The organism is Shewanella electrodiphila, from assembly GCF_023283985.1.
Classification (GTDB): Bacteria; Pseudomonadota; Gammaproteobacteria; order Enterobacterales; family Shewanellaceae; genus Shewanella; species Shewanella electrodiphila.
This window is the reverse complement of the sequence record NZ_JAKIKU010000002.1, coordinates 411494-429094: the sequence shown is the minus strand read 5'-3', so window position 1 is coordinate 429094 and position 17601 is coordinate 411494. Positions and strand designations below refer to the sequence as shown.

9 protein-coding genes are annotated in these 17601 nt (G+C 39.4%); 3 read left to right on the top strand and 6 right to left on the bottom strand.

Going from position 1 to position 17601, the window contains the following annotated elements; translation table 11 throughout:
* Positions 1-993: 993 nt before the first annotated feature.
* The 4 genes from L2737_RS05370 to L2737_RS05355 all read right to left on the bottom strand — a co-directional run bounded on the left by L2737_RS05370 (position 994) and on the right by L2737_RS05355 (position 7819).
* The gene (locus L2737_RS05370) at positions 994-2049 is read right to left on the bottom strand and encodes a DUF5694 domain-containing protein (RefSeq protein WP_248955014.1); all 1056 of its coding nucleotides are present in this window, start codon (positions 2047-2049) and stop codon (positions 994-996) included.
* Between the two features lie 769 nt (positions 2050-2818).
* Entirely contained in the window at positions 2819-2959 is a 141-nt protein-coding gene (locus L2737_RS05365) for a hypothetical protein (protein ID WP_248955013.1), read from the bottom strand.
* A gap of 92 nt (positions 2960-3051) precedes the next feature.
* Complete coding sequence (locus L2737_RS05360) at positions 3052-4653, bottom strand: methyl-accepting chemotaxis protein (protein WP_248955012.1); 1602 nt, start codon at positions 4651-4653, stop codon at positions 3052-3054.
* 1522 nt (positions 4654-6175) lie between these two features.
* The gene (locus L2737_RS05355; RefSeq protein WP_248955011.1) at positions 6176-7819 is read right to left on the bottom strand and encodes a 7TM diverse intracellular signaling domain-containing protein; all 1644 of its coding nucleotides are present in this window, start codon (positions 7817-7819) and stop codon (positions 6176-6178) included.
* Between the two features lie 221 nt (positions 7820-8040).
* Between L2737_RS05355 and L2737_RS05350 the strand changes: the two genes are divergently transcribed.
* A complete protein-coding gene (locus L2737_RS05350) occupies positions 8041-9135 on the top strand; it encodes a serine hydrolase domain-containing protein (protein WP_248955010.1) in 1095 nt (364 codons plus the stop codon).
* A gap of 1218 nt (positions 9136-10353) precedes the next feature.
* Positions 10354-10944, top strand: a complete 591-nt coding sequence (locus L2737_RS05345) for a hypothetical protein (RefSeq protein ID WP_248955008.1) — start codon at positions 10354-10356, stop codon at positions 10942-10944.
* Positions 10945-11055: 111 nt separating this feature from the next.
* Here the strand turns inward: L2737_RS05345 and purL are convergent, their stop codons facing one another.
* On the bottom strand, positions 11056-14937 hold the full coding sequence (gene purL / locus L2737_RS05340; RefSeq protein ID WP_248955120.1) for a phosphoribosylformylglycinamidine synthase: 3882 nt from the start codon (positions 14935-14937) through the stop codon (positions 11056-11058).
* A 426-nt stretch (positions 14938-15363) separates the two neighbouring features.
* Between purL and mltF the strand changes: the two genes are divergently transcribed.
* Entirely contained in the window at positions 15364-16818 is a 1455-nt protein-coding gene (gene mltF, locus L2737_RS05335; protein ID WP_428848378.1) for a membrane-bound lytic murein transglycosylase MltF, read from the top strand.
* A 168-nt stretch (positions 16819-16986) separates the two neighbouring features.
* On the opposite strand, the gene tadA is transcribed toward mltF, so the two are convergent.
* Positions 16987-17592 carry a tRNA adenosine(34) deaminase TadA gene (tadA, locus tag L2737_RS05330; protein WP_283108264.1) on the bottom strand — a complete coding sequence of 202 codons (606 nt, stop codon included), beginning with the start codon at positions 17590-17592 and terminating at the stop codon, positions 16987-16989.
* Positions 17593-17601: the final 9 nt, after the last annotated feature.

Here is a 17601-nt window from a genome sequence, read left to right as displayed (position 1 = left end):
TTTTTGCGGGTTTTGAGTAGGTGCGCAAAGTACCACCTTTTAGGTGTTGACCCTACCACTGATAGCTGGTAGGGATTTATTTACATTTTTGTAAAATCACTAAGTCTAAACTATCTAAAACTAATGGAAACATTATCAAACCCAAAAATTAACTTTTTACATATCTGCAATAGATTTACTAACTACAAAATAAATAAGCCAAACACATAACTAGTTAATTTAAATAACAAAATATCAAAATAACGATTAATAAGCATTAAAATAATCAAATATTGGATTAGTTTTAATAATGGTAAAGATTAATTTTATTCGTTTGAGCTATTTTTTGAACAGATATAGAATTCGTCCTGTGTTGAGAGAAGGTCGATTGGACTTGAACAAAATGGATTTCAAGTTACATCCCCAACTCTACTAATTTGAATTTATTACTGAGTGGAGATTTTAAAATGACTAAATTATTTGAGCGTTTCATCAATAGCTACAAACGTGTTTTTGTTGAAATGTACCAAGCGTACTAATTAGTTTTATATTGCTGCTGAATTTTGGAAACACCTTTGGGACCATGTTGAGCAGCAATACAACGGAAAATGTCTTGAGCATGCAATTAGCTTGTTATGGACATTGGACGTTACCCTTGATGTTTTGTTAGCGCAAAACAGCTCTTGCAGCTCACTTGCTACATAGAGCTTGACTAGCCCTTTAGAGTTTCGATTCTAAGGGGCTTTTTAATGCCATTCTCACTGTATTTTTTATATCTAAAGTAAAAGATATTCAAACATACGTTTGATATAGAGTTATTGATCAACTTTGGTTGTGAAATGATTCGAGTTAAGCTGAGTTGAGTTAAGCAGCCGATGTGATGTTTCATGTTGTCATACTTGCCCAATTCTCCCGTTTATTGCCATTCAATTTGAACATTAAAAAAGCCAAAACTTTTTAAGACATTAAGTATTCTTGGCAACATATCGATAATCCAATTATAAAATCTGCCATTTATTCAGATGCAAAATCAGAAAACGGTATGACTTCAACACCTATCATTTTTGAAAGGTATTCTTCGAAAAATACCCGATGAGATGCACCTACAATAATGACAATTCGTCCGCCAATCTCACTCGCTACCACTCTCATTATGTTAGACACCATATTTAGGTTTCTAACTTCCCATAAAGCAACTCTAGCTAATGCTGGCTCAACCTCTAAATCTTTATCAACAAAAATACTCCACTCTTGCCCAATAACTTGAGAACTTTGTTCAGGGCTATTTAACCAAAGGTATAAAGGCAGCCAATCCCCTGTTTGTATAGCGTGTTTTTGCAATGATTGAGATTTAGTTATAAGCGTACTTTTTTGAAGTTCATTTCCTGCTTGGGATTTGCTATAGGATGGCATTAACTTTTTAACCATGTCTTGGTACATATCCTTATCAAGATGGTCATCAATAGGGTAGATCGTATTTATCCCCTCACTTAACGCTAAGTTAATTGCGATATTGAGTGTTTCATTATTTTTTGTAGCACGCGCACGGAGGTAGGTTTTTAAATCTGTGGACAATTGAGAAGTGTCATTTTCTGTTAATTTTAACCATTGGAGTGTTGCTGTATCAGGGTAGTAGCCTGCAATAGATAGTCTTATAAGTTCGATTCGCTTTTCATCGGACAAATTATCTACTATTTCAAACTGATTCATTTTATATATTGCTTCAGAGGCAGAAAGTCCTAATGATGATTGTTCTTTTTTTGCGATACCAAGTAGTTCATCACCCACAAAGTTTGTTAAAGTTTCATGATATTCAACAGAGCCATTAAGCATTGTAAAAATATCTTCACCTCGAAGTGATTCGACTGCAATAGCTGTTGGTTTAAATTTACCTAAATAACCTCTAATTTCAGACAGGTCGATCTCTTCTTTAATGCTTTTTAAATGCATCGTTCCTAAGACCATTACCTCAGTCTTCTGTTTAACACGTGCATTTAGACTTTGTATATCTTGCTTTGCATTTACCAAGCTAGGTAATAAAACCAGAGCTGCAAAAATGACTCTTATCATTCTGTTATCCTTAACCTTCAACTCACTCTAATAATGAAAAAAGAACATACCACAGTAGAAAAATATTACAATTTTTAATAACTTATCTTTTATGGGGATATATTTTCCTTATTTATTAGCGACAACGTGTTTAGGAAACTCTGATTTTTCTGTTTTAAATTTCCACAAACAAGATAAATGAAGAGACAATAATCTCAGTGCAGATGCGTTCAAGACCTTCGAAAACATGGCGAAGTTTCACAGTGTGAAACGCTATGAGCGAGAGGCATGGATGTCGAACTGGCCGTTTAACATGGATGATATTTGTTTTCGAAGTGCCGACAGGTAATGGATAGATTAAAGGTATGGTTGTCAGTAATAAAGCCAATACTGAAGAAGAACAAAGCTGATGCTGGTAACTCAATTTTTCCCCAAAGCTTGTTAGCAGCTTTAGTCAGCTAATGATTTCTAGATTTGAATAGAATCTAAATCTAAATCAAGCTCTTAATCAAGGTCGTGGCGCTTCGCCCACACCAGACTAAAAGGGAGTGAACTGCGACTCCCTCTTAGAACACCCCGCAGCTCCGGCGAAATTTAAACAGCAAAATTTCCAACGGAGAATGTTCCAGCTTTAAACTTCATTTTGAGTCCGCTTCGGCAAGCTACAAAAATCACTAACGCTTACGATGGGGCATCCCTTCCCCTCGAAAGCTAGCCAGACATCCATGTCTGGACTCACGTAATTTTCTTGCTTACCTCAATTAAAATTGAGTCTTTTAGATTTTTATAGTTAGTTCTTTTTATGCTTATCATTGACACAAATACAGTCAAATCGAAGAGACAATAAACCCAGTGTAGATGCAGCAGCGAGCTTCTGACTGCCAAGGATGGCGCGAATAGCATTGTTATCAGGAACAAATGACCAAAACATAGCGAAGCTTCATGATGTGAGACGCTCTGAGCGAAATGTATGGTGCCGAACTAACCGTTTATCATGGATATTATTTGTTATTTAATATGACATTAGGATTTAAACTTATTCGAAACGGTATTGAGTGATGCAGATAATTCCATTAATAAATTCGATGCTTGGTGCATATCTTCCCCTCCCCTTTCAATCGTAGAATTAGAGCTGACCACATTTGCTATGTTCTCACGCATGTTCATAAGTACGTCTTGGTTACTTTGAGTTAGTTGTGCAAGCCCTTGATTGTCGTCACTGAGTTTTAATATTGTTTGGCGAAGTTCTTCCAATGATGTGACTGTATTGTCTACAGCCTTAACCGTTGTGTTAGCTTTAGATTGGTTTGATTCCATCGAGGTGACAACACCGGTGATTGATTGGACAATAGTGGCTAAAATGGTATTTATTTGATGAGTCGAATCGTGCGTGCGCGTCGCTAGTAATCGGACTTCATCCGCTACCACAGCAAAGCCTCGCCCAGACTCACCAGCACGAGCAGCCTCGATAGCAGCGTTCAATGCTAATAAGTTAGTTTGCTCTGCAATTTCCGCAATCGTTTTCACAACGGCACTCACTTGATCGCCTGAAGCTTTAAGTTCAAGCAACATGACACTTGATAACTCAAGATCGTGGCTTAATTCATTAATTCCTTGTGCGGCTTGATTAACAATTTCAGCGCCTGACTCTGCTTGATTCGCGCCAGACAATGCCACTACAGATGCTTCCTGAGATTTATCTACCGCTTCTACAATGTTGACTTCTACGGTGCTAACCAGCTGGTTTAACTCGCTAATATCTTGAGAAAAATGTTCTATTTCGGTTTTAACAGTACCCGATAATCGCTCAAGGCTCTGCGCTGCGTTCGACACACCCTGTGCAGAGTCTTTACTGGTATCAACGTTATTCCTAAAAGTAGACAATAATAAATTAAGGGCTTCTGCAATTTCTGCAAGCTCATCTTTCGTTGACACTCGAATCTGTTGAGTCAAATCCAATTTTGATGTGACTCCACGCAATTGTTCGGAAAGATCTTTCGCAGGTATGACAATTCCTTTGCGAGAAATATAGAAGGCTATCGTAATGATAAGAAGAATAACTAAACTAACAAAGAGGATTGATTGATGCATCTTAGTTACTTGCAACTGAATATAGCTTGACTGCTCAGTGGCTCTTGAATTGACTTGTTGCCTCGCTGCATCAAAGATTAAATCAAGATCTTCTCTGGCAGCTTGCATATATTCAAGCTGCAGCCTCGCGAGATCCCAATCAACAGATGATTGGCTCATTGCTAAGCTTAAAGTGTCGATAGTCTGGTAGAAAGTTTCAAAAACACTAGGAGACAATGTATTGGTTGTTTTATCAGAGTTAAATCGAGCGACCTGCTCTATGAGGTGATCTTGTGCATTAGCATACTTATCGTTAAATTCATCACTATTAATCGTTGTTCCATAAAAAGCGAAAGCAGCCAATTGCAAAGAGTTTAACTGATTAGTAATCGCCTCAAATGATTGTAATTCTGGCAAAATGACGCCAATAAATTTATCACTAGTTTTGCTTATTTGATTACTTTGTTGATAAAGAAAAGAACCAGCAAATATCACTGTTATTAGTATTGCAACGTAGCCAAACATTACCTTCTTATTGATCGAATTCCAAAACACATTCATTCCCTTATTCTTTCCCTTTTTCACTACCATTCTATATTAGAATAGTCCTTTAACTTTAGCTTGAACAGTCGTTTTCAGTTTAGAGTTTACCTCAGGTTATATGACCAGCTTAGAAGCCTTTTTATTACTAAGAAAAACCCATATCAGTACACAGTGACTAAATAACACGACAATATCCAAGTGAGATAAAGTTGGTATTGAAATGTTTGATGCCTCATTCGATGACATAAGCACTTGCGCTTTAACTCTTAAGTTACCAACAATTAAGCAAAACCAAAGAGACAATAAACTCAATAAAGCCAATACTGATGAAGTACAAAGCTGATGCAGGTAACTCAATCTTTCCCCAAAGCTTGTTAGCAGCTTTAGTCAGCTAATGATTTCTAGATTTGAATAGAATCTAACTCTAAATCAAGATCTTAATCAAGGTCGTGGCGCTTCGCCCACACCAGACGAAAGGGAAACAACAGCATTTCCCTTTTCGATATCCCTTGCCGCTCCGACGAAATTTAAACAGAAAAATTTCCAACGGAGAATGATCCAGCTTTAAACTTCATTTTGAATCCGCTTCGGCAAGCGACAAAAATCACTAACGCTCACGATGGGGCGTCTGAAGTAAATGGAATTATGAATGTCACGATGGCATGGATGCCAAGGAGTGACCCTTCCCCTCGAAAGCTAGCCAGACATCCTTGTCTGGACTCACGCGACTTTCTTGCTTACCTCAATTCAAATTGTGCATTCTTAGAAGATCGAAACACCTATACAACTTGAGCTTTTTAGCTCTTTAAATTGTCACGAATACAGTTAAATCGAAGAGACAATAAACCCAGTGTAGATGCAGCAGCGAGCTTCTGACTGCCAAGGATGGCGGAAATGTCATTATTTGTAGGGAACAAATATGGCCAAAACATGGATGTTTTGGCAGAGCTTACATGGACGTTTTGATTTTAATAAACAATGCAGCGTGTCACAGTCGTGCTTGCACATAAGGTCACTCTTTCACATCTGACCCATAGGGATATGGGAAATGTCATTATGATGTCGGGAACATCATTGACCATGTGATTGCGACATTCGTATATCCTATACAGCACCTGCAGCAGGCAATAGATTAGATTGAAGTGATGGTCTGCTGTAACTGAGCCAATATAAATGAAGTATAGAATTGCTGGTAACTCGTTTATTCCCCATTATGTTTAACGTAAATGTTCTAAAATTCAGCTTTGAGCGAACCAGATATTGACCGTTAAGATTTAACGGCAGCAATTAGCCAATAGCGGACATTAAGCCTTTGCACATTCAGGAGCATATATAGGGTAATACGAGCCCAAAAAATATACTCACTTGTGCGGCTGGTTAAAGCTCATTGCTGCTGTTGACCTTGCATCACTTGATGCTAACTTTGAGCCTAAAGCTACCTCGAATTCACATCCTTATTCTGTAAACTACTCAAGCGAATTCTTAAACAGTTGCTAAAACTACTGTACTTTCTAGGGTGGTGATTCAATACAAATTAATATTGCTCGCTTGATTTAAAAGCCTTGCGAACCATTGATAAGTATTTTCTTCCGATTGGAACTCTGTGTTCGCCTATGACAAGATCGTAATCTGCTGATGTGCGTCTAGTGAGTTGATAAGGCTGTGATAAATTTACTAGGTACGATTTGTGGCACCTCAGTAATTTTTCATCTCCTATACTGTCGAGTAATAACTGAAGATTACAATCAATAAACTGTTCGTCTGTGCTGTTTTCATTCTTATAGCTTGCAACACAGTAGTTTCCATCAGCTTTTACCCAAAGTAAATGCGGCAGAATAGGCAAAACTTTAGCTAATACGGGAATCAACTGAGAATCAACGAGATTATCGCTTATATTAGATTTAAGAGAGTTTGTGTCGATTTTGTATGTTTTAAGTTCACTCTCAAGATCCTTTATTTTATGCTCTATTTCTTCAAGTTCTCTATGCTTCTGATAATGCTCTACCACAAATCCTATCGACAAAATTATAACTTCTAAAACCGAAGCTAGCTGAAAGGTACGCCAACTAAACGAAATGTTTACTAGTCCAGATGCTGATAAGGACATTGAAATAGCTACCGAGATCAAAACAATCATTGCCAACAAATATAGTTTGGCATTATTTCGTCCTCTGTAAATTCCGGCTATAGCGCCTAAAATACTACCAAGCAGAATGACTAATGTATTTATAGAGCAAAGCACATAGCCAAGTTGAAAAATAAAATGAGGCAACGACTGATAAGTGACTATATACAAAAACCAAAAGGCTATAGCCAATAGTTGATTGTAATAAAGTACTTTATTGATTTTGGGGTTTATCACTTTCATCTGCAAAAATTGTCTAGAAAACAATGCTATGGCGAATGAAAATAAAATACCAAGTGAATTAGGCGTGAACACCGGCACAGTCGTTAACTGTTCATTGAAGAAAGATATCCAGCCTTGACCTGAAGCTATCCAGATAAAAGTCACGGTCAATAGTAACGAGTATGATAAATGACTGACTCTATTGAATACTTTGTAAATAATTAGGTTGAAGAAAATAAATAAAGCCAGAATGCCAAAGTAAACACCATCAATTATCGAGTCTGTCTTACTTTGCCTGATAAGCTCTGAATCATTCAATAACTGCACATTGCCTCGTAAATATCGACCTGACAATTGAACGTAAACTACAGGACTTTCAATGGATGACGGCATTACAGCAACAAGATCTTTATAACTGTTATCAATAGAAACAAATGAACGCTGTTGCCATAAGGTGCCATCAAAGTGATACAGTTTTATAGGGGTGAATATATTGTTTCTTTTAATGTTGATCAGTACTCTGCTTGATGGTGACAAAGCTCCGTCAACGTTGCTTATTTTCAGCCAAGCAAAAGGCTTAGACTTCAAGTTAAAATTGCTGTTTTGTATTAACTCAAACTGTTTATTATCTTTCAACCACGGTGCGTCTTCATGGTTAGAAAAACGCTTCATAGCTACAGTATATTCAACAGAAACAGTATGTTCTCCATCTAATGAGCTTGAATCATTCTTTGACCAAATACTAAAAAGAGAAAGGATGAGCATGACGAGCACAAGGAAAGAAATGCGATGTGAGATTTGAGCGGGGTATAATCGATGTAAAAAGGCCACTTTTTAAAACTTCCTTGTAAATAGCTCTACCGTTCAAGAATAAAGCAATATATCACTAGAGTAGAACTAAATGAATATATTATTTTATAACAATAAGTTACAGATATACTTCGGTCAGTAACTCTACTCTTTAGATGATCTATACCTGCCCAATATTGTGTCTGCACTCAATCGGCTAAATAATTTACCTAAACCGTTACTACATAAATAAAGGATCTAGGATGATTATTGTACGTTTAACGAAGATTATTGTATTTATCACTATTTTTTTAGCCATTTGTGGATGTCAATCTGACGATAACTCTACAATCAAAACTGGCCTTAAAGGGACTTTACAAGAAACCCTTGATATTGCATTAGACACTAACTTGTCAGACAGTGAGGCTGGCTTGACGATGATGGTAGTTCAAAATGGCGTAATAAAATATCAACGCTCAAAAGGTTTGGCTAACAAAAAAAACGCCCTACCAATAAACTATGAAACGGGCTTTCGCCTTGCTTCCATTAGCAAAACGTTTACGGCAGTGGCAACTATGCTGTTATTTGAGCAAGGTCTTTTGCTTCTTGATGACTCTATACTTCAATATTTACCTGAGCTTTCGCCAGACTGGCAAGACATTACTATTCATCATTTATTAAGCCATCAATCAGGTATTCCAGATTTTGCCAATGATTTAAACGCCCAAAAAATTTTACCTAACGGTATTAATAATCAAAATATATTGAGTTACTTTATCACTCACAGTCGTTTGGAATTTGAGCCAGGTACAAATGGAGATTACAGTAATACAGGTTATGTGCTTTTGGCAGAAATTATCAACAGAGTGAGTGGGTTAACTTTTGCTGACTATCTAAATCAACACATATTCGTGCCAATGGATATGCAAAACAGCTATGTGCTTGATGAAAGTGCTTTTATCAGACAAACCGATGCGCTAAACCATGCTAACACCACAGATATTTTCGGGGAAGAATTTCATGCAACTGGTACTGCCGGCCAAGTAAGTTCATTGGAGGATATGCATAAATTTCTTAGCGGACTAATATCTAACGACATAGTAGCAGCAGATACACTAGACCTAATGCTTGCACGGCACACACCTTCACTTGCCGGTTCTGAAAACTCTTATGGCTATGGTGCATTTATTAGCCCCACATCTGACGTTTATCATCACTCTGGCGGAAATGATGGTTTTCGCACCTTTTTTGTCGTCAATCCTGATAAAAATGCCTATATTATTTTTTTAGGTAACGGAGGAGACTCGCTACCAGATTATAAATACTTAACTGAATTAGCTGGCCAGTTTCTGGAATGATTTTTTTAGTATGCTTTATCTTTTGGTAGAACTATTGAACATATGAGCGATAACGTCTTAAACCTATTGGTTATTCAACCTTAATACCATACCAAAAACCTTGATAATTGTGACCACTTTATTGGAGGAACTACCCTTTGGTCAAACAATCAAAAGGAACAAACCACAGTAGAGAAAAATTACAATTTTTAATAACTTATCTTTTATGGCGGTATATTTTCCTTATTTATTAGCGACAACGTGTTTAGGGAACTCTGATTTTTCTGTTTTAAATTTCCACAAAAAAGATAAATGAAGAAACAATAATCTCAGTGCAGATGCGTTCAAGACCTTCGAAAACATGGCGAAGTTTCACAGTGTTAAACGCTATGAGCGAGAGGCATGGATGTCGAACTGGCCGTTTAACATGGATGATATTTGTTTTCGCAGTGCCGACAGGTAATGGATTAGATTGAAGGTATGATTATCAGTAACAAAGCCAATACTGAAGAAGAAGAAGAAAGCTGATGCTGGTAACTCAATTTTTCCCCAAAGCTTGTTAGCAGCTTTAGTTAGCTAATGATTTCTAGGTTTGAATAGAATCTAAATCAAGATCTTAATCAAGGTCGTGGCGCTTCGCCCACACCAGACCCAAAGGGTATCAACAGCAATACCCTCTTGGATCACCCTGCCGCCCCTAACGAAAAATGCTGAAAAGCGCATGTTTTCAATGGGGATAGATCCAACTTTCAACGTCGCTTGTAGACTGCTTCGGCCTTATTCGAAAATGCTAACGCTTCCGATGGTGCATCCCTGCACCGCGAAAGCTAGCCTGACGTCCTGTCAGGCTCACGCTATTTTCTTCAACGACCTCAATTCAAATGGTGCCTTTTAGATTTGTATTTTTTATCTTTTAATTGCCACGAATAAAGTCAAATCGAAGAGATATTAATCCCAGTGTAGATGCGGCAGCGAGCTTCCAAAACATGGATGTTTTGGCAGAGCTTACATGGACGTACTTGCAGCGTCTCGCAGTTGTATCTGCACATAAGCCTGCGGCAGGCAATGGATTAGATTGAAGTAGTGCCCCTCTTTAACCTAGTCGAGAAAAGGTTTGCTTAACCATTAAAAATGATTTTAATTTGATAATAGGCTTAACCAGTTTGCTCTTTTAATGCTCTAATAAGATAGACTAAGTTGTCCAAAAATAAATTATGTCAGAAGAATACTGAGAAAAATATGGATATGGAATACTATAAAAGTGAATTTACGAATCTATTAATAAAATATCGAGAAGTTCATATATTTCCAATTGAATCAATATTTAATAAAGAAAAAAACACAGCAAAAGCAATATCTAAAGTTACTACTTTAGAAGTTTCAGAGATTAATAAAAATGGATATATCTACTTAACTGAAATTGAACAACTTATAAGAAAAATAGTTTTTGAGATTCTTATTGAAGAAAAAGTAGCAAATGCTGAATATGAGTCACAAAAGATAATTCCTATGTCTTGGCTTGCGAGTGAATTGAGGGTTGAAACTGAGGCTATTATGTATCTAATAGAAAGTTATACCCTCATATGCATCGAAATTAACACATTAATTAAAAACAATACGAGCTTAAAACTTTTTTTACAAATTTTGTATAACCCTGCTAAATCAGCATTGGCTATTTTTGACGAAAACTCTACTAAGACCAACCTAAAAATATTATCAAAGAAGTTAGATTCTATTGGTACTCAATTATATATTCAATTAAAGATAGTGATAGATAAATTATGTTCACTTGTTGATGAAAAATTGGAGATCACATTCAGTAATACATAGCACAAATGGATCTGTTGAAGCTTAATAAAAGACAACATTTATCAAAGCCAATAAAAAAGGCGACCATTTGGTCGCCTTTTTGCTGTTAACTCATATTAGGATAATTTCAAATTATCCTAACTTAACCCGTGCATTACGGAACATGCGCATCCACGGGCTGTCTTCGGCCCACTCATCTGGGTGCCAAGAGTTAGCAACGGTTCTGAATACACGCTCTGGATGCGGCATCATGATTGTTACTCGACCATCTGTTGTCGTTAGTGCAGTGATTGCATTTGGCGAACCATTTGGGTTTTGTGGGTATTGCGTTGCGATTTGACCATTACCGTCAACATAACGCAGTGCCACTGTACCTGATGCTTCAGCTGCTGCTAAGGCTTCGACAGACTTAAACTCAGCGCGACCTTCACCGTGTGATACGGCGATTGGCATGCGTGAACCTTCCATTCCTTCGAAGAAGATTGAAGGACTCTTTTGCACTTCAACTAAGCTTGCACGTGCTTCGAAACGCTCTGAACGGTTACGAACAAAGTGTGGCCAATGCTCGCTACCTGGAATGATTTCTTTCAGGTTAGATAACATCTGACAACCATTACATACGCCCAATGCTAATGTGGCATCACGCTCAAAGAAACGTGAGAACTCACTGCGAGCACGGTCGTTAAATAAGATTGATTTAGCCCAACCTTCACCTGCACCTAAAACATCACCATAAGAGAAACCACCACAAGCCACTAGGCCTTGGAATTCTTCAAGACTAATGCGACCAGATAGAATGTCTGACATATGAACATCGCGGCTTTCAAAACCTGCGCGATCAAATGCAGCTGCCATTTCAACGTGAGAGTTAACACCTTGCTCACGGATAATCGCCATCTTAGGCGCTGCGCCTTTTAAGATGAACGGCGCGGCAACGTCTTCACTTGGATTAAAACCTAATTCAACCGTAAGACCTGGGTCTTTAGCCTGCTGCTTAAGTTCAAACTCTTCTTTAGCACACTCAGGGTTATCACGCATCGCTTGCATACGGTAAGTGGTTTCTGACCACATAGTGCGAAGTGCAACACGAGAGTCACTGAATACTGCACGCTCACCATCAACAACGGTAATCTGGTCGTCAGATGTTAAAGTGGCAACGCTATGACAATCAACACCAGCGGCGTTGAATTGTGCTTTGATATCTGCGCTTTCTGCTTTAGATACCTGAATAACCGCACCTAGCTCTTCATTAAATAAACGCTCTAAGTCGTTACCTTTTAATCCGCTAAGATCAATGTTCAGACCTGTGTTACCCGCAAATGCCATTTCAACAAGTGTGGTGAATAAACCACCGTCACTGCGGTCATGGTATGCAATCACTTTTTGATCAGCGACTAATGGCTGAATCACTTCAAAGAAGCCACGTAAGCTTGCTGCATCATCAAGATCTGGCGCTACATCACCAAGTTGGCTGAATACTTGCGCTAAACAAGAACCACCTAAACGGTTTTGACCTTTCGCTAAATCAACTAATAACAGCTCAGTCTCACCTTTGTTGGTGCGAAGTTCTGGTGTCACAGTATGGCGAATGTCTTTTACCACGCCGAATGCAGTGATAACCAATGACATTGGTGAAGTTACAGTTTTGTCTTGACCTTCGTCATTCCAAGCTGTCTTCATAGACATTGAGTCTTTACCCACTGGGATAGTTAACTCAAGCTCAGGACATAACTCTTCACCGACTGCTTTTACTGCTTCATAAAGACCAGCATCTTCACCTGGGTGACCTGCTGCAGACATCCAGTTAGCTGATAACTTAATGTCTTTGAATGAACCAATGTCAGTACCAGCAATGTTCAAAATTGATTCTGCTACAGCCATACGTGCTGATGCGCCAAAATCAAGTAGTGCCAGCGGCGTACGCTCACCGATAGACATTGCTTCACCGGCGTAGCTATCAAAGCTTGATGCCGTCACTGCGCAATCGGCAACAGGTACCTGCCAAGGGCCAACCATTTGATCACGGTTAACTAAACCCGTTACAGAGCGGTCACCAATGGTGATAAGGAATGACTTATCAGCAACGGTTGGTAAATGTAAAATGCGTGATACTGCATCTTTAACATCAATACCTGCTTGATTAAGCGCAGGTGATTCAGCTTTTGCTGAAACCACATCACGGCTCATTTTAGGCGCTTTACCTAAAAGTACTTCAAGCGGTAAATCAATTGGCTTGTTGTCAAAATGGCTATCTTCAAGCGTTAGGTGCTGCTCTTCAGTGGCATCACCCACTACAGAGAACGGCGCGCGTTCACGCTCACAAATTTTTCTGAAGGTTTCTAAATTCTCTGGCGCTACAGACATAACATAGCGCTCTTGTGATTCATTACACCAAATCTCAAGTGGGCTCATGCCAGGCTCATCTGAAGGCACGTTACGTAAGTTAAATAGTGCGCCTCGGTCTGCATCATTCACAAGTTCAGGGAAGGCATTTGATAATCCGCCAGCGCCCACATCGTGAATAAATTGAATTGGGTTGTCGTCACCCATCTGCCAGCAGCGATCGATCACTTCTTGACAACGACGTTCCATTTCTGGGTTTTCACGTTGTACTGAAGCAAAATCTAAATCTTCGCTAGATTGACCTGATGCCATTGATGAAGCAGCGCCGCCGCCTAAACCAATGTTCATTGCAGGGCCACCTAATACGATAAGCTTAGCGCCTACAGTGATTTCGCCTTTTTGAACATGGTCTTCACGGATGTTACCTAAACCACCAGCAAGCATAATTGGCTTGTGGTAACCACGGACTTCAACGCCGTTATGGCTTGAGACTTCTTGCTCGTAAGTACGGAAATAACCCACTAACGCAGGACGACCAAACTCATTGTTAAATGCTGCACCGCCTAATGGGCCTTCAGTCATGATTTCTAGTGGCGTAACAATACGGCTAGGTTTGCCGTAATCGCCTTCCCATGGTTGGACAAACCCTGGAATTTTAAGGTTAGAAACACTGAAACCTGTTAAACCCGCTTTTGGTTTAGAGCCACGGCCTGTAGCACCTTCATCACGGATTTCACCGCCTGAACCCGTTGCTGCACCTGGGTATGGGCTAATCGCTGTTGGGTGGTTATGGGTTTCTACCTTCATCAAGATATGCATTGGCTCGGTGTGGTAGTTATACACACCGTCTTGATCTGGGAAGAAACGACCTGCAACACTACCATTCATAACTGCAGCATTATCTTTATAAGCTGACAATACGTTATCTGGCGTGACTTCAAAGGTGTTCTTAATCATTTTAAATAATGACTTAGGCTGTACTTGACCATCAATAGTCCAGTCAGCATTGAAGATTTTATGACGACAATGCTCTGAGTTTGCTTGGGCAAACATCATTAGCTCAATATCGTTTGGATTACGGTTTAAGCGAACAAAATTATCCACTAAGTAATCAATTTCATCTTCTGCAAGTGCAAGACCAAGTTGAGTGTTTGCAACTTCTAACGCGCGGCGACCTTCTGCAAGAATGTTGATGCTCTTGAAGGGTAATGGCTCAGTGCGCTCAAACAGTACTGATGCAGCGGCAAACTCAGGTAAAATCACTTCAACCATACGGTCGTGGATTAAGCCTTTTACTTGCTCTAATTGCTCAGCGGTCAATGACGCGCCTGCAACGTAATAAGCAACGCCACGTTCTAGACGTTTTACTTTGCTTAAACCACAGTTTTTGGCAATGTCCGTTGCTTTTGATGACCAAGGAGAAATGGTGCCTGGACGAGGAGTGATAAAAAATAATGAACCTTCTGGAGCATGAGATTCAATGGCAGGTCCGTAGGTTAAAATCGTTTCAAGCTGTTGATATTCTTTATCGTCAAGCTTTTCACTGATATCAGCTAAATGGACATACTCAGCGTAGATTTGCTCAACAGGAAGGGCTGCAGTTTCACAGGCCTCCATAAGCTTTTGGATTCTAAAAGCTGAAAGTGCTGGGGCTCCGCGAATGATCTCAATCACGTCAATTCACCTTATGATTATATTGGCAGGGTAAGAATTGGCGCTATTATAGGGAATCACACTTTATAAATCACCTAAGAAGGCTTGCTAGAACAGTGTTTCCCGTTAACGAAAACAATCAAAACAAAACCACAATCTACCCACGATATATTTCAATAACATTTCATTCGTATTTAATTTTTTTAAATTCGATTTTACTAATAAATTCAACCGTATAATTTAACACTGATTCTCATCGGGCTAGGTGAAATACAAAACTACTGCTAAAGTATATTTATTAGATATTGTTTTTAAATCGTACTTTGAAGCTCGCATTAGAGGCGTTATGGCTTTCAATTAGTGGATAAACGGCCAACAAGCCCACACTCACTGAGATTTCTCGCCATCACTAACATGCTTCATCCATAGAGGGACATGACCAAACTGTTAAAGATCGTCGCAATCATTTCAATTACTTTGCTGCTCAGCGCTTGTCATCAAGCGAATATGAAAGCAACAGAGTTCATTGAAGAAACACCTCAACGTACCGTTCTTAAGGTAGGAACACTCTACGGCTCGCAAACCTATCTCAACTCAGATCAAGGTGAAAGTGGTTTTGATTATGAAATGGCGGCAAAGTTTGCCGACTATCTCGATGTGCCGTTAGAAATGATCCCCTACCATAATCGTCAGCAATTATTTGAAGCTTTACGTCTGAACCAAATCGATATCGTTGCTGCTGCTATTACGACGACCAAAAATCGACGTGAACAGTTTTTGCTTGGTCCTACCCTTTATGAAGTTAACCAAGTTCTTATTTACAAATCTGGCAACCTAAAACCGCGTGACTTTAATAAGCTTCAAGGTGATGTCATTGTCATTTCTGAATCAGCTGCCGTTGATACCGTGATAAAGCTGCAGCAAACCAACCCTAATTTAAGCTGGCAGCAGGTCGATGATAAAGATAACGAAGAATTGTTTTCTATGGTGGCTTCAGGTGAGGTGTTATATACCATTGCCGACTCCAACAGCTTGCTAATCAATCAACGCTATTTACCTGAACTACGTGAAGGTATTGTGCTTGATGACAAAACTGAAGTGGTGTGGTTACTACCGCCGCTTGATAGCGACCGATTAATGAGCGCTTTACTGTCGTTTTGGCATAATCAAAAACGTAATGGCACCCTAGAGCACTTGAACGAAAAGTACTTTGGCCACGTTAAGCGCTTTGACTATGTGGATACTCGCGCGTTTATTCGTGCAATTGATAATGTGCTGCCTGAGTATCAAGCTTTATTCGAAAAACATGCCGGTAATTTAGATTGGCGAAAACTGGCCGCAGCGGGCTATCAAGAATCACATTGGAACCCTAAAGCGCGCTCACCTACTGGTGTTCGCGGTATGATGATGTTAACCCAGCCCACTGCCAGCTCTGTTGGGGTGGATAACCGTCTTGATGCCGAGCAAAGTATTCGTGGTGGTGCGATTTACCTGCAAAAGATGATTGACCGATTGCCAGCGTCCATTCCTGATAGTCAGCGAATTTGGTTTGCCCTTGCCTCCTATAACGTGGGTTTAGGTCATGTTGAGGATGCCCGTAAAATTACCCAAGGTATGGGAAAAGATCCCAGCGCATGGCGCGATGTAAAACAAGTCTTACCCTTATTACAGCAACGTAAGTATTATCAGCACACACGTTATGGCTATGCTAGAGGCAGTGAAGCTGTGCATTACGTGGATAATATTCGCCGTTATTATGACACCCTGGTTTGGGTAGATAATCAGACCAAACAACTGGAGTTAGAGTTAGAACAAACGGAAGCGTTAGCGGAAGAAACAGGTTCGCAGACTGATGATATTGATAACCCTGAAGAACTCATTAAATCAGCTGCGCAATAAATTCGTCATCGAAACGGTTTATCATAAACCGTGCAGTCATACATGCAGTGACACATTTAACCATACAGTCAATATAGGTGCACAATGAGAAGACCCAATATGAATAATAATGCCCGTCGCCGTAGCAGCATTAAATTGAAACAACGCAGAATGTTAAACCGTCAAAAGTTATTCTTTGCCTTTTTGCAGCAACAAGTCTGATTGTTGCTTTAGCAGCTTTTTCAGTGCTTTTTTCTCATCACGTCGACGTTTAAAAAACTGACTCAATTGACTCGCACATTCTTCAGCTAAAATGCCAGAATCTACCGTTAACTGGTGATTGAAGTGCGAGTCTTGTAATAGATTAATCACACTTCCCGCCGCCCCTGTTTTTAAGTCTTTTGCGCCAAACACCACCCGCTCAATGCGGCTGTGGATCATTGCACCTGCGCACATTGGACAAGGCTCTAAAGTGACATACAAGGTCGCACCTAGCATGCGGTAATTGTGTAATATTTTACCTGCCGCGCGAATACACTGCATTTCAGCATGAGCACTGGGGTCGTGTTCTGTAATGCTTAAATTAAACCCTGACGCAATTAACTTATCATCTTTAACTAAAACTGCGCCAACAGGCACTTCACCCAGCGCTTCTGCTTCACTCGCCAACGCTATTGCCACACGCATCCATTTCTCATCTTGAATAGCAAGCAAGGCTAACTCTTCTTCAGTGAATGGCTTGGTCTCACTCGCTTGCTGTTTGTGGCTGATGCTAAGTTTGTTTTCTAACGTCATTAGTGTCTC

Coding starts and splice junctions, on each gene's coding strand:
- L2737_RS05370 (WP_248955014.1), bottom strand. CDS start 2,049: ATGATAAGAGTCATTTTTGCAGCTCTGGTTTTATTACCTAGCTTGGTA.
- L2737_RS05365 (WP_248955013.1), bottom strand. CDS start 2,959: ATGTTTTGGTCATTTGTTCCTGATAACAATGCTATTCGCGCCATCCTT.
- L2737_RS05350 (WP_248955010.1), top strand. CDS start 8,041: ATGATTATTGTACGTTTAACGAAGATTATTGTATTTATCACTATTTTT.
- L2737_RS05345 (WP_248955008.1), top strand. CDS start 10,354: ATGGATATGGAATACTATAAAAGTGAATTTACGAATCTATTAATAAAA.
- tadA (WP_283108264.1), bottom strand. CDS start 17,592: ATGACGTTAGAAAACAAACTTAGCATCAGCCACAAACAGCAAGCGAGT.